Raw genomic sequence first — 13,989 nt, 5'->3', positions numbered from 1 at the left:
ATGCCGTAATCCGGCATCGTGGTCTTGGCGAAGATCACCGCGCCGGCCTCGCGCAGCCGCGCCGCGGGCGGCGCGTCGACCACGGCCGGGACAAGCTTGACGCTGGCGGCGCCGAGCGGCACCGCTGTGCCCTTGGTCGCGATATTGTCCTTGATCGTGGCCGGCACGCCGTCCAGGCAGCCGGCGTGCTCGCCCTTCTGCCAGCGTTCGGTGGAGGCCTTCGCCACCGCGCGCGCGCCGTCGGGATCGAAGGCGTACAGCGCCTTGATGTGCGGCTCCCAGAGCGCGACATGGGTCAGCACGTCCTCCAGCACTTCCGACGGCGAGAATTGCCTGGTGCGATAGCCCGCGATCAGGTCGACAGCGGACAGGTCGTGCAGCGAGGTGACCGCCTCTTGCGCTTCGGGTTTATGCATGGGAGCCCGCCGGCAGCCGGGTTTCGATGATGCGCGCGAACATGCTGGCGCCGATCGGCAGGATCTTGTCGTCGAGCACATAGCCGGGATTGTGCACCGGCACCGAGCCGTCGTGCCCGATCCAGAAATAGGCGCCGGGAATCGCCTGCATCATGTCGGCGAAATCCTCGCTGCCCATCTTGGGCTGCGAGCGGGTGAAGACCTTGGCGGGATCGACCACGGTGCGCGCGACCTCCTCGACCACTTTCGACTGCTCTTCCTGGTTCACCAGCACGCTGAAGATATCGCGGATGTCGGCAGTGATCTCGACCTGGAAGGCGGCCGCGATGCCGGCGCAGATCGCGCGCATGCGCTCGCGGATCAGGGCGCGGACCTCGTCGGAAAAGGCGCGCACGGTGCCGCAGAGCTTGGCCTCGCCCGGGATCACGTTATAGGCGGAGCCGGCGTGGATCTGGGTGATCGACAGCACCGCAGCCTTGAGCGGATCGACATTGCGGCTGACGATGGTCTGCAAGGCCTGGCCGAGCGTCATTGCGATCACGACGGCATCCTTCGAGCGTTCCGGCATCGCGCCATGGGCGCCATAGCCCTGAATGGTGATATCGAAGAAATCGGCGCCGGCCATCGCGGGTCCGGGCAGGATCGCGATCTCGCCGTGATTCATGTCGGGCGCATTGTGCAGGCCATAGACCTCGTCGCAGGGGAATTTCTCGAACAGCCCGTCCCTGATCATGGCGCGCGCGCCGCCGAGGCCTTCCTCGGCGGGCTGGAAGATGAAATGCACGGTGCCGTCGAAATTCCTGGTCTCGGCAAGGTAGCGCGCGGTGCCGAGCAGCATGGTGGTGTGGCCGTCATGGCCGCAGCCGTGGAACCGGCCGGGGATGGTCGAGCGCCATTTCAGGTTGGTGTTTTCTTCCATCGGCAGCGCATCCATGTCGGCGCGCAGGCCGATCCGCTTGCCGCCCGCGCCCTTGCCCTTGAGCACGCCGATCACGCCGGTGCCGCCGAGGCCGCGATGCACCTCGATGCCCCATTGCTGCAGCTTCTCGGCGACGATGCCTGAGGTGCGGACCTCTTCGAAGCCGATCTCCGGATGGGCGTGCAGATCGCGGCGGATCGCGGTGAGGTCGTCGGCGTAACCCTGGATGCGGTCGATGATGGGCATGTCTTGGTATCCGATTCCTGATTATCCGGTGGCAGACGAGGAACGCGATGTTGTCATCGCCGTGAATGCGGGTCCATTCGGCTTGAGGCGGATACCGGGGCGCAGCCGCGTCCATGGCAGCGCGGCGGGATCGGCCGGCATCGCGCCGGGCGCAGCGCAGATCAGAAGCTTTGCCGCGATCGGCTCGAAATCGGCGCGGAAATGCACCGAACTCTTGTTGACCAGGATCGCCTGCGCGGTCGGCTCGATCCCGACATAGCGGTACATCGACTGGTCCGCGAGCTGCGCCTTGTGCGAGGCGACGACGACACGGACATCGCCGATCCGCAACGCCGCCGACGGCCCCATGTCCATGTCGCGTCCGCCATAATAGGGCCCGGGGGCAACGAATTGTCCGTCCGACAGGGCTTCGACGACGAACGTTTCCCGGTAGGGCGCATCGCCGGGTATGCCGGACTTGCCGCCGAGCGACAGCGTGACGGTCGCGCCGACGCCGGCCTGATGGGCGGCGTGCGCCGATTCCGGGTCGCAGATCACGCCGGTGGCGGCGCGCATGGCGTTGTGGCGCACCAGGGCGCGCAGCATGCCGGTGGTATCGGAATCGCCGCCGGCGCCGGGATTGTCCTGGGTATCGGCGATGATGATCGGCCTGTTGGCGGTCTTCGCCAGTTCCATGGCGGTGCGGACGCCCTCGTCAGGCGCATAGATGCGGCCGTCGAAATCGTCTTCGTGGCTTTCGACCAGCGCCGCGATCTCGTCGGCGGCTGCGTCCGCATCGGCCTGGGTGCGGCCATAGGCGAACACGCTCGGCGCGCAATCGGCGAAATCGGCGGCCGGAAATCCCGGCGCAAAGGACAGCGTCGGCACCGCGTCGCTCTCGAGCATGGCGAGTTTCTGGTAGATGCCCTTGGTCGGCTGATCGTTGGTGCATTGCCAGCTGATCGGAATCAGGAACGGCAATTGGCGGAACGCCTTGGCGAAACGCTGTTTCGTCTGCAGCAGCAGCGCGAGATGCCTGGCGGCGGCGCGGCCGGTATCGGCCATGTCGACATGCGGATAGGTGCGATAGGCGATCAGGGCGTCCGCATGATCCATCATGGCCGGCGTGACGTTGGCGTGGAGATCGAGGCTCGCGACCAGCGGCACGTCGTTACCGATGATGTTGCGGACGCGGGCGAGAATTTCGCCTTCGCCGTCGTCGAGATGTTCCGTTACCATCGCGCCATGCAGGTCGAGATAGACCGCATCGAGCGGCCCCGCCGCCCTGATGCCGTCGGTCATGACCTCGACGATGCGCTCGAAGGCATCCTCGGTGACATGCGCCGACGGACTGGCGCCGCAGGCAATGGTCGGCACCAGCTCCCAGCCATTGGCACTGGCGGTCTCGATGAAGCCCGCGAGCCCGACATTGATGTTGCGCATGGTGTCGAGCACATCGGCGCTCCGCGTCATTGCGGGCCAGCCGCCGCCATGCATGAAGTCGTCGTAGGTCGCCTTGGTCGGCGCGAAGGTGTTGGTCTCGTGCAGGAAGCCGCCAACGGCAATACGGATCATCAGGGGTCTCGGCAAATGGTCGGTGCGGGACGTTAAACGCGTCGTTGCAAGGAGTGCAAGCCGCGGAGCAATTCCGTTTTGCATGCCGCGTGGGCGTCCGGTCACTGCGAGGAGCGCGAGCGACGGATCCACGCTCCGGGACTTGGGGCGGCATGGATTGCTTCCGCTGCGCTCGCAATGACGGGGTTATGCGGCCCCGGCGGCGCCCGCCATCGCGACCGGCCTGAAATTGGCGAAATCCCAGCCGCGGCCGGGGGCGGCGTCGAGCAGCGCGCGGGTATAGGGCTGTTGCGGGTTGGTCAGCACCGCCGCGGCCGGTCCCTGTTCCACGATGCGGCCGTGCTGCATCACGGCGACGTCGTCGCAGATCTGGGCTGCGACGCGCAGGTCGTGGGTGATGAACAACAGCGCGATGCCGAGCCGGGTCTGGATCTCGTCGAGCAGTTCCAGCACCTGCGCCTGCACGGAGACGTCGAGCGCCGACACGGCCTCGTCCGCCACCAGCACGTCGGGTTCGAGCGCCAGCGCCCGTGCAATGGCGATGCGCTGGCGCTGGCCGCCGGAGAACTGGTGCGGGTAACGCGAGATGCTGTCGGGCGGCAGGTCGACCAGTTCCAAGAGCTCGCGGGCCTTTGCCAGCGCGTCCTTGTGCGGCACGCCGTAATTGATCGGGCCCTCCGCGATGCTCTCGCCGATCGAGATACGCGGGTTGAGCGAACGATAGGGATCCTGGAAAATGATCTGGATGCGCTTGCGATGCGGCTGCAGCAGGCGGCGCGACAGTTCGGAGATTTCGCGGCCCACCAGCCGGATGCCGCCGGAGGTCGGATCGATCAGCCGCACGATACAGCGCGCCACGGTCGATTTGCCCGATCCGCTCTCGCCGACGATGCCGAGCGTGCGGCCCTTGCGCAGGGTCAGGGTGACGTTGTCGGCGGCTGCGACCTCGCGGACTTTGCCGAACAGAGAGCGCTCGCGATAGACCTTGCCGAGTTCATTGGCCTCCAGCACCACCGGCTCCCTGCTGTCGGGGCGCGGCGGCCGCGGCACCAGGCTCGGCACCGAGGCGAGCAGGTTGCGGGTGTAGTCCATCGTCGGCTGCCGCAGGATGGCATCGAGCGGGCCGGTCTCGACCAGCCGGCCCTGCCGCATCACGGCGACGCGGTCGGCGATCTCGGCGACCACGCCCATGTCATGGGTGATGAAGAGCACGGCGGTGCCGTGATCGCGCTGCAGGTCGCGGATCAAGGTCAGGATCTGCTTCTGGGTGGTGACATCGAGCGCGGTGGTGGGCTCGTCCGCGATCAGCAGCTTCGGCTCCAGCACCAGCGCCATCGCGATCATGATGCGCTGGCGCTGGCCGCCGGACAGCCGGTGCGGATAGGAGGCGAAGATGCGCTCCACCTCGGGCAGCCGCACCTGCTCCATCATGTCGAGGATGCGCTTGCGGCGCGCCCGCGCGTCCAGCGCGGTATGGGCGCGCAAGACCTCGTCGATCTGGCGGCCGACCGGCACCACCGGATTGAGCGCCGTCATCGGCTCCTGGAAGATCATCGCCATCGTGGTGGCGCGCAATTGCCGCAGCCTTCGATCGCTCGCGGTCAACAGTTCCTCGCCGACCAGCCTGATGCTGCCGCCCGTGGCCGCCAACGCGCCCTTCTGCAACAGCCCCATCACGGTCAGCGAGGTCACCGATTTGCCGGAGCCGCTTTCGCCGACCACGCACAGCGTCTCGCGCTCGCGGACCTGCAGGGACACGCCGTCGAGGATGCGCGCCGCTTGCGGGGTCTTGCCGAAGCCGACGACGAGATTGTCGATGTCGAGGATGATGTTGCTGGTCATGCGCGTCGCTCTCCGCCGTCATTCCGGGACGATGCGCAGCATCGAACCCGGAATCTCGAGATTCTCTGGTGCGCAATTGCGCACCATGGTTCTCGCTGCGCGAGCCCCGGAATGACGATGTGGCATCGCTTCGCTGCTTGCCACTTCGTCACTTGCCGCCCTCGCGCTGCTTCATGCGGGGATCGAGCGCGTCGCGGGCGGCGTCGCCGATCAGGTTGACGCTGAGGATCGCGAGCGAGAGCAGCAGCCCCGGCCAGAAGATCAGCGACGGCTTGATCTGAAAATAGGAGCGGCCTTCCGCCATGATGTTGCCCCAGGTCGGCGTCTCCGGGCTGATGCCGGCGCCGAGGAAGGACAGGATCGCCTCGGTGAGGATGGCGGAGGCCGCGACATAGGTGCCCTGGACGATCAGCGGCGCCACCGTGTTGGGCATCAGATGCCGCCACATGATCTTGGGCAGGCTGGAGCCGAGCGAGATCGCGGCTTCGACATAGGGCTCCTCGCGCGCCGTCAGCACCACCGAGCGCACCAGCCGCGCGACCCGCGGAATCTCCGGGATCGTGATCGCCATCATCACGGTGCCGATGCTGGCGCCGGACAGGGAGACCACGGCGATGGCGAGCAGGATGCTCGGGATCGCCATCAGCCCGTCCATGACCCGCATCATGACGGCGTCGAGCCATTTGAAGAAGCCGGCCAGGAGGCCGATGGCAAGCCCGATACCGACCGAGAACACCGCCGCGCCGAGCCCGATCAAAAGCGAGATGCGGCCGCCATAGATGATCCGCGACAGCACGTCGCGGCCATAGGCGTCGGTGCCGAGCAGGAATTCCGCGCTCGATGGTTTCAAGCGCTGCGCCGGCGCCAGCAGCAGGGGATCATGCGGCGCGATCCAGGGCGCGAAAACCGCCAGCGCGACGATCAGCGCCAGGCAGGCGGTTGCGATCGCGATGATCGGCGTCGCGGTCAGGAAGCCGAGCTTGAGCCGGAACGGCCGGGTGATCGGGATCGACGGCTCGGGAAGGGTTTCGATCGCCATCAGTATCTGAACCTTCATCGCGGATTGGTAGCGGACTAGTAGCGGACTAGTAGCGGATTCTTGGATCGAGCAGGGTATAGGCGACGTCGATCAGGAGATTGACCGTCACATAGATCAGCGAGGTCAACAGGATCATGCCCTGGATCACGGGATAGTCGCGCGCCAGCACGGCGTCGACGGTGAGCCGCCCGATGCCGGGCAGGTTGAACACGCTCTCGGTCACCACGACGCCCGAGATCAACAGCGCAAAGCCGGAGCCGATCACGGTGATGACGGGAACGGCGGCATTGCGCAGCGCGTGGCGCAGCAGCACCGCGGTCTCGTTGATGCCCTTGGCGCGCGCGGTGCGGACATAGTCCTCGCCCAGCACGTCCAGCATCGCCGCGCGCGTCATCCGCGCGATCAGCGCGACATAGATGAATGACAGCGTGACCGTCGGCAGGATGATGCGTTCGAGGAACGGTCCGAAGCCGGCCGTGATGCTCTTGAAGCCCTGCACCGGCAGCCAGCGCAGATCGATCGCGAAAATCTGGATCAGCACATAGCCGATCACGAACACCGGCACCGAGAAGCCGAGGACCGACAGGCCCATCACGAAGCGGTCGATCCAGGTGCCCTGCTTCCACGCCGCGATCACGCCGAGCGGCACCGCGATCGCCACCGAGAGGATGATGGTCGACAGCGCGATCGAGACCGACGGTTCGATGCGCTGGCCGATCATCCTCAGCACCGGCACGTTCGAAATCAGGGACGTGCCGAGGTCACCATGCAACAGCTTGCCGATCCAGGTCACGAACTGCTCGTAAAGCGGTTCGTTGAGGCCGAGCGAGGTGCGGATGCGCTCGAGCTGCGCCGGCGTCGCATTGTCGCCGGCCAGAATCGCGGCGGGATCGCCCGGCGTCAGCCGCAGCAACAGAAACACGAACAGCGCCACCGCGCCCATCACGGGAATGGCAGCAAGCACGCGGCGAACCAGATATAAGAGCATGGGATGCCTCAGCAACCGGCTGCAGTTTCAACACGCGACTGTGAATGCTTTCGCATGTCTTTACAAACACGACATTTTCTTGCCCGACATTCTACCTGGTCTCGCATCGTTTGAGCGGCGTTTGCGCCGCCGCGACGCTGCAAGCACCGTGCCATGGCCTGCATGCCGTGGCTGATTGGCCAAGCGCCCGTATGCCGCATTCAATGGTTCTCGGCATGGTTTTCGCCGCTCGACATCGCGCAGATCCGGGACAACTGCACATAAGGTAATCCGGTCTCTGCCGCCCAGGCTTTGAACAGCGCCTGCACCTTGGCGAGATCGCCCTTCGATTTGACCTCGGGCGCGATGTCGAGGCCGGCATCGCGCAAGCAGGCCACCACGTCCTGCGAGGTGACGAATCCGTCCCAACCGAGGAAGCGCAGCAGCATCTGCCCGCTGTTGCCGCCGAGCCGGCTGCCGCGTTTTGCCAGCAGGTCAAGCAGCCCGATCTCGTCGGATGAGGGCCATTGGGCGAGGAATTTGCCGAAGCTGCCGTGTTGCCTGGCAATCCGCGTGACGAAGGCCGCGTTCTCGCGCACCGAGAGAATCTTGGCGCCGTTGCGCACGATGCGCGTGTCGCGCATCAAGGCGTCCCAGAAATCATCGGGCTGAAACGTCAGCTTGGCGGGCTCGAAGCCCAGAAATGCCTGTTCGAAGCCCGGCCATTTCGTCTCGATGACGCTCCAGGCAAAGCCCGCGGAAAACACCCGCCGGGTCATCTCCGCCAGCACGCGATCGTCGGCGAGTTTCGCCAGCTGTTTTGCATCCGGCTTGTCCGGCAATAGCTTTTCCAGCGCCTTCGCGCCGCCCTTGCGTTGCTCGGCGCGGGCGCGAATGGCCTCGAAGGAGATCGCGTGCGTCTGCTTCTGTGCGCTGGTCCGTGCGTTCGGCATCCGCACCCAATCCCTCGTCGCTGATCCGAAATCTCTAGTCCAGTGTCGCCAATAATCCCGCCATCAGCCGGCCGCGTTCGGCGAGGCTTTCGACGATGATGTGTTCGTTGAGCGTATGCGGATCGGCGCCGCGCACGCCGAGGCCATCGAGGGTGGGGATTCCCATCGCGCCGGTGAAGTTCGCGTCCGAACCGCCGCCGGCGCTGGCATGCGGCAGCTCCATGTCGAGATGCCCTGCGAGTTTGCGCGCCTTGTCGTAGAGCGCCATGGTGCCGGCATTCGGCTCCCACACCGGCCGCGTCACGCCGCGCGTGACGGTAAAGGTCACGTCGTTTGCCGTGGTGGACAGCGCCAGCATGCGCTCGACGCCGCGATCGAGATCGGCCTGGCGCTTGGCCATGCTCAAGGCTTCGCCGCTGCAGGTGGTGGCGACGCAATTGACCCATTGCCCGCCATGCACGATGCCGACCGAGAAAGTACAATCGTCCGTGGTCATGCCGTCGATCTCGATGATCCGCCGCGCCATCTCCCGGATCGCCGAACGTCCGGAGGACAGGTTGGCGCCGGCATGGCTCGGCTTGCCGGTCGCTTCCAGATTGAAGCGCGCGATCGCATAGCGGCCGGTGACGACGCCGTTGTTGGCGCGGCCGGGTTCGGGCACCAGCACATATTTGTTGCGCGCGGCTTCCGCCTCGATGATGTCGCGGGTCGACGGCGTGCCGACCTCTTCATCGGGGGTGAACAGCACGGTGATCGGCAGCGGCGTGGTGAAGGAGGCGCGCGCCAATTGCCGGATTGCTTCCAGCGACAGATAGCTGCCGCCCTTCATGTCATAGATGCCGGGGCCGTAGCATTTGTCGCCCTCGCGGCGGAACGGCAGCTTGGCGAGCGTGCCAACGGGATGCACGGTATCGAAATGCCCGGCGATCAGGATGCCCGGCTCGCCCTGCTTCGGATGCGGAAAACGCGCCCGGACGCAACCGGCAAAGCCGTCGCGGCCGGCGATCCGCTCGATGCTGGCGCCCATGATCGCCATGTCGCGCGCGGCGATGTCGAGCATGCGCTCGACTGCGGCCTTGTCCCAGGTCGGGCTCTCGCATTCCACCCAGAGGCGCAGGCCCTGCAGCATGGCTTCGGCATCAAACGGAAGGTTGGCGGGATTCATCCTGGTCTCTCACATCTCGAGCGGTATTTGCGATCGTTGGTACGAGAATGATCTGCGACGGATTTGTAAAGCGAAACATGCGGCGGGGAGGGACTGTTCAAGCGGGTGTTGACGGTTCGCCCCAGATCGCAATTGACGCGCAGCGCGCTTGGTGCAAGTGTCCGCGCAAGTCTCGAATATCCAGAATTTACAGCGTGTTAGTTCGCCTAAATAACGGACGCGATGCATAATCCGTGACCGGCGGTTGACCGCTTTTACGCCAGGAGATCCACTGCATGTTCCAGTTTTCGCGCCGGAAGCTTCTCAAGTTCGCGCTGGGCGCCACGCTGCCGGTTCCCGCGCTGTCGGCCGCCTTCTCCTCGAAGGCGTATGCCGCCGACAAGAAGACCATCACCGCCGTGATGCATTCGGATCTGCGCGTCATCGATCCCGGCTTCACCACCGCCTACATCACGCGCGATCATGGCTACATGGTCTTCGACACGCTGCTTGCGACCGATTCCAGTTTCAAGGTCCAGCCGCAGATGGCGGACTGGAAGGTCTCCGACGACAAGCTGACCTACACCTTCACCTTGCGCGACGGCCTGAAATGGCATGACGGCGCGCCGGTCACGGCGGAGGATTGCGCAGCCTCGCTGAAGCGCTGGGGAAGGAACGACAATATGGGCCAGAAGCTGATGGATTTCACCGCCAGCATCGAGGCCACCGATCCCAAGACCGTCACGCTGAAACTGAAGGAGCCCTATGGGCTGGTGCTGGAGTCGATCGCAAAGCCGTCGTCCTACGTCCCCTTCATGATGCCGAAGCGGCTTGCGGAGACGCCGGCGGGCAAACAGATCGCCGAGCAGATCGGCTCCGGTCCGTTCAAATTCGTGGCCGCCGAATTCCAGCCGGGTGTGAAGTCGGTCTATGAGAAGAACACCGACTACGTGCCGCGCAAGGAGCCGGCAAGCTGGACATCGGGCGGCAAGGTGGTGAAGGTCGACCGCGTCGAGTGGATCACGATGGCCGATGCGCAGACCGCGATGAACGCGCTGGTGTCGGGCGACATCGACTTCATGGAAGCTCCCTCGTTCGACATGCTGCCGGTGCTGGAAGCCAATCCGGACCTCAAGGTCGAGACGCTGAACAAGTTCGGTTTCCAGACGCTCGGACGCATGAACTTCCTGCTGCCGCCGTTCGACAACGTCAAGGTCCGCCGCGCGGCGCTGATGGCGATGAACCAGAAGGACGTGCTCGACGCTCTCGTCGGCAATCCCAAATATTACCAGATCTGCGGCGCGTTCTTCGTCTGCGGCACGCCGCTCGAAAGCGAGGTCGGCGCGGAGTCGCTGATCAAGGGCGACGGCATGGCGCAGGCAAAGAAGCTGTTGGCCGAATCCGGCTATGACGGCACGCCCGTCGTCATCCTGGCGCCCGGCGATGTCGTGTCCTTGAAGGCGCAGCCGATCGTCGCGGCGCAATTGTTGCGCGAGGCGGGCTTCAAGGTCGACGTGCAGGCGACCGACTGGCAGACGGTCGTGACCCGCCGCAACAACCAGAAGCCCGTCAGCGAGGGCGGCTGGAACATGTTCTTCACCAACTGGGTCGCCGCCGACGTCATGAACCCGATCGTCAACTTCTCGATCGGCGGCCGGGGCAAGAACGGCGGCTGGTTCGGCTGGGCCGATGACCCCAAGATCGAAAAGCTGAAGGACGAGTTCGCGCGCACGTCTTCGCTCGACGAGCAGAAGAAGATCGCGGTCGAGATCCAGAAGGAGGCCTACGACCAGGTGCTCTATATTCCGCTCGGCCAGTATCTGGCGCCAAGCGCGTGGCGGAAATCGCTGAGCGGCGTGCTCGACGGTCCGGCGACACCGCTGTGGTGGAATGTCGACAAGAGCGAAGCGTGACCTCGCTGGATTAGGCGCCGCCGCAAGAAGCCCGCGGCAGCCCATTTCGTTTCTGATAGGTTTTCCAAAGCGGCGCCGGCGGGCGCCGCTTTTCTTTTGGTGCCATGCCGGGCGCCGTGCGCAGCGCGCTTGACACTTGCGTAAGTTATAGCTTACCGTTAGTCATGGCTTACGGAAGCGCGCTCGCAGTTCTGGCCGACCCGACCCGACGACAGGTCTTCGAGCGCCTGCGCGCCGGGCCGCGGCCGGTGAAGCTGATCGCGGCCGGCCTGCCGGTGTCGCGCCCCGCGGTGTCGCAGCATCTGAAGGTGCTGAAGGACGCAGGCCTGGTCGAGGAGCACAGCGAGGGCGTGCGCCGGATCTATTCGCTGCGGCGCGAGGGACTGTTGGAATTGCGCGCCTGGCTCGACAGTTTTTGGGATGACGCGCTGGAGGCCTTCAAACTGGAAGCGGAACGCTCAGCGCCTGCGAGGAAAACCAGATGAACGAAACCGTCGTCATCGCGCCCGTGCGCAAGACCATCCGTGTCAACGCGCCGATCGCGCACGCCTTCGACGTCTTCACCAGCGGCTTGACGCGATGGTGGCCGCATGACCACGGCGTCGGCAAGAAGCCGATCCAGAAAGTGCTGATGGAGCCGCGGCTCGGCGGCCGCTGGCTGGAGATCGCCGAAGATGGCAGCGAGACCGGCGTCGCCACCATCACGCTGTGGGAGCCGCCGCACCGGCTGGTGCTGGTCTGGCAGGTCAATGCGCAATGGCAGCCGGACCTCACGATGAGATCGGAAGTCGATGTGCGATTTGCCGCCGACGGGCCCGATGCGACCGATGTCGAACTCGTGCACCACAAGTTCGAAACCATGGGCGCGGAGGCGGGCGCCTCGATGCGCAGGGATGTCGATGGCGGCTGGCCCGGCCTGCTCGAACGCTTCGCGGAGGAGGCCTTGCGGCGATGACATCAGGGTTCAAAACCAGGGGAGTGCGTCATGTCTGAATTCAAGGTTCATTCGATTCCCGGCAGTCCGTTCGGACGCGCGGTACTGGCGATGCTGGAAGAGAAGGGCGCGTCCTATCATCTCGCGCCGGTCGCGCCCGGCACGTTCCGGTCGCCCGAGCATCTGGCGCGGCATCCGTTCGGCCGGGTACCGGTGCTCGATCACGATGGGTTTTCGCTTTATGAGACGCAGGCGATCCTGCGCTACCTCGACCGCGTGCTGCCGCAGCCCAGGCTCACGCCCGGCGATCCCAGGCAGGCCGCGCGCATGGACCAGGCGATGAATGTCAACGACTGGTATCTGTTCCAGGGCGTCGGCAATGTGATCATCTTCGAGCGCGTGATCGGTCCGCGCCTGCTCGGCAAGGCGCCCGACGAGGCGGCGATCGCGACGGCGATGCCGAAGGCCAGGACCGTGTTCAATGAGCTGGCACGCCTGCTGGGTGGGGCCGACTATTTCGCAGGCAACGAGGTGTCGCTGGCCGATCTGTTGCTGGCGCCTGCCATCGAATTTTTCCAGGCGACGCCGGAATGGTCCGCGCTGGGAGCGCCGCATGCCGAACTCGCCGCGTGGCTGGCCCGGATGGTGGAGCGGCCGAGCATGCAGGCAACCACCTGGGAGCGCCTCACGGCGCGCGTCGCCGAAGCGGCCTGACCGGAAGGCTGCTGCGCGCGATCAGCAGTGGCTGTCGCGGATCATCTCCAGGCCGTCGCTGACCAGCGGCGGCAGGACCGGCTCGGATGGCGTCCTGGATGGGCGCAACGCGCGGGGGCGTTCGCGCTCGCTGTCATTTCGCCGGTCGTCACGTTCGGTAGCCATGTCGTCTTGCTCCTTTGCTGCAGGACAACATTTTTGGCGGCGCTGGGTTCCAGACACGTTGCCGCGACGCGAAGCGGTGCCGAGTTCGCTGGAAAATTGTGCTCACACGGGATAGGCGCGGATGTGCGCCAGCATCAGCTCGCTGACGCGATCCGGCGCCTGGTCGGCGGCAAAATGCCCGACGCCGGGCAGCACCTCGAAGCGATAGGGAGCGGCGATGAAATCGCGCGTGCCTTCGGCGGCGGCGCGCCCGACGGTGTCGTCGGCGTCGCCCCAGATGTAGAGTGTCGGCACGCGGATCGGGCCGAGCGGCGCGCGGATCGCGCCGCGCGCGCGATACCAGGCGAGGGCTGCTTCCATTGCCGCGCCGTTGCCGAGCACCGCGAGATGTTCGGCCATCGCCTGCGCCGGCACGCCGGCCGCGGCCCAGCGCTCGCGCAGCCATCGCGCGTCATCCGCCAGCACCACCGCGGCGGCATCGGGTTCGAGGAAGGCCTTGTGGTGGCTTGAGCGCTGCGCCTGCTCGCCATCCGCCATCTGCAATGCGCGATTGAAGGCGTTGGGGTGCGGCCGCGACAGGATCGTCAGCGAGGCGAGCCGCTCGGGAAACCGGTCGGCGAGCGCCCAGGCGATGCTGCCGCCCCAATCGTGGCCGGCGAGATGAAAGCGCGCGGCGCGATCGCCAGTTGCGGCGACGATCGCCATCGCGTCATCCATCAACCGATCGATATGATAATGCGAGGCATCACACGGATCGGGCCGGGCCGCAGCCGAGTAGCCGCGCTGGCTCGGCGCCAGCGCGCGATAGCCCATGTCCGCAAGCGCCGTGACCTGCGCGCGCCAGCAATTCATCGATTCCGCAAAGCCGTGCAGCAGCAGCACCAGCGGCGCGCCGCTCTCGCCGGCGACCAGCGCGTCGAAGGTGAGGTCAGGGGAGATGGTGACTGTTTCGATGCGAGGCATGGCGGCCAATCTAGCGGCGGATGCATCATCGGTCCATCATGGCGTGATGGTCGCGGCTCTCATGCGCCGGGTATCGCTATCGCGGCGGCGGCTGTTGCCGGATACAGAAGTCTCGACGAACAAGCGCGCGCAATGAAGCAGGGAGGTCCGAAACATGGAGATCACTCTCCGCGCAACGCGTCATACGAAAAACGGATTGGCCTGATAAGCGCTTCAGACT

Annotated in this window: 14 protein-coding genes; 4 read left to right on the top strand and 10 right to left on the bottom strand. The window is 65.6% G+C overall.

Annotation, left to right across the window (positions count from 1 at the left end; genetic code table 11):
• The 8 genes from WCB02_RS22850 to WCB02_RS22815 form a co-directional block, all read right to left on the bottom strand.
• Positions 1–416: amidase family protein (locus WCB02_RS22850; protein ID WP_423961674.1), on the bottom strand; the 416-nt coding region annotated here is incomplete at its 3' end.
• Complete coding sequence (locus WCB02_RS22845; protein WP_423961673.1) at positions 409–1,581, bottom strand: M20 aminoacylase family protein; 1,173 nt, start codon at positions 1,579–1,581, stop codon at positions 409–411. The genes WCB02_RS22845 and WCB02_RS22850, both read right to left, overlap by 8 nt.
• Positions 1,582–1,602: 21 nt before the next feature.
• Entirely contained in the window at positions 1,603–3,135 is a 1,533-nt protein-coding gene (locus WCB02_RS22840) for a M81 family metallopeptidase (protein ID WP_423961671.1), read from the bottom strand.
• A 186-nt stretch (positions 3,136–3,321) separates the two neighbouring features.
• The gene (locus tag WCB02_RS22835) at positions 3,322–4,977 is read right to left on the bottom strand and encodes an ABC transporter ATP-binding protein (protein WP_423961669.1); all 1,656 of its coding nucleotides are present in this window, start codon (positions 4,975–4,977) and stop codon (positions 3,322–3,324) included.
• A gap of 148 nt (positions 4,978–5,125) precedes the next feature.
• A complete protein-coding gene (locus WCB02_RS22830) occupies positions 5,126–6,016 on the bottom strand; it encodes an ABC transporter permease (protein WP_423961676.1) in 891 nt (296 codons plus the stop codon).
• A 46-nt stretch (positions 6,017–6,062) separates the two neighbouring features.
• The gene (locus WCB02_RS22825) at positions 6,063–7,004 is read right to left on the bottom strand and encodes an ABC transporter permease (protein ID WP_423961667.1); all 942 of its coding nucleotides are present in this window, start codon (positions 7,002–7,004) and stop codon (positions 6,063–6,065) included.
• Between the two features lie 200 nt (positions 7,005–7,204).
• Positions 7,205–7,936 (bottom strand): DNA-3-methyladenine glycosylase I, encoded by a 732-nt coding sequence (locus tag WCB02_RS22820; RefSeq protein WP_423961665.1) that lies wholly within the window; start codon positions 7,934–7,936, stop codon positions 7,205–7,207.
• A 34-nt stretch (positions 7,937–7,970) separates the two neighbouring features.
• The gene (locus WCB02_RS22815) at positions 7,971–9,101 is read right to left on the bottom strand and encodes a M20/M25/M40 family metallo-hydrolase (RefSeq protein WP_423961664.1); all 1,131 of its coding nucleotides are present in this window, start codon (positions 9,099–9,101) and stop codon (positions 7,971–7,973) included.
• A 275-nt stretch (positions 9,102–9,376) separates the two neighbouring features.
• On the opposite strand from WCB02_RS22815, the gene WCB02_RS22810 reads away from it, so the two are divergent.
• From WCB02_RS22810 to WCB02_RS22795, 4 genes are all read left to right on the top strand, one after another.
• Positions 9,377–10,993: an ABC transporter substrate-binding protein gene (locus tag WCB02_RS22810; protein WP_423961663.1), complete on the top strand. Its 1,617-nt coding sequence runs from the start codon at positions 9,377–9,379 to the stop codon at positions 10,991–10,993.
• A gap of 164 nt (positions 10,994–11,157) precedes the next feature.
• On the top strand, positions 11,158–11,478 hold the full coding sequence (locus WCB02_RS22805) for an ArsR/SmtB family transcription factor (protein ID WP_423961660.1): 321 nt from the start codon (positions 11,158–11,160) through the stop codon (positions 11,476–11,478).
• Positions 11,475–11,948 (top strand): SRPBCC family protein, encoded by a 474-nt coding sequence (locus WCB02_RS22800; protein WP_423961659.1) that lies wholly within the window; start codon positions 11,475–11,477, stop codon positions 11,946–11,948. The genes WCB02_RS22805 and WCB02_RS22800 overlap by 4 nt, the downstream gene beginning before the upstream one ends.
• Positions 11,949–11,978: 30 nt before the next feature.
• Positions 11,979–12,641, top strand: coding sequence for a glutathione S-transferase family protein (locus WCB02_RS22795; protein WP_423961658.1), 663 nt, complete (start codon positions 11,979–11,981; stop codon positions 12,639–12,641).
• Between the two features lie 21 nt (positions 12,642–12,662).
• On the opposite strand, the gene WCB02_RS22790 is transcribed toward WCB02_RS22795, so the two are convergent.
• On the bottom strand, positions 12,663–12,806 hold the full coding sequence (locus WCB02_RS22790; protein WP_423961656.1) for a hypothetical protein: 144 nt from the start codon (positions 12,804–12,806) through the stop codon (positions 12,663–12,665).
• 102 nt (positions 12,807–12,908) lie between these two features.
• Positions 12,909–13,769 (bottom strand): alpha/beta fold hydrolase, encoded by an 861-nt coding sequence (locus tag WCB02_RS22785; protein ID WP_423961655.1) that lies wholly within the window; start codon positions 13,767–13,769, stop codon positions 12,909–12,911.
• Between the last annotated feature and the right edge of the window lie 220 nt (positions 13,770–13,989).

This window comes from Bradyrhizobium sp., from assembly GCF_049581145.1.
GTDB lineage: Bacteria > Pseudomonadota > Alphaproteobacteria > Rhizobiales > Xanthobacteraceae > Bradyrhizobium.
Note: the sequence above shows the minus strand (reverse complement) of the source record. Positions and strands in the feature narration are given on the sequence as shown.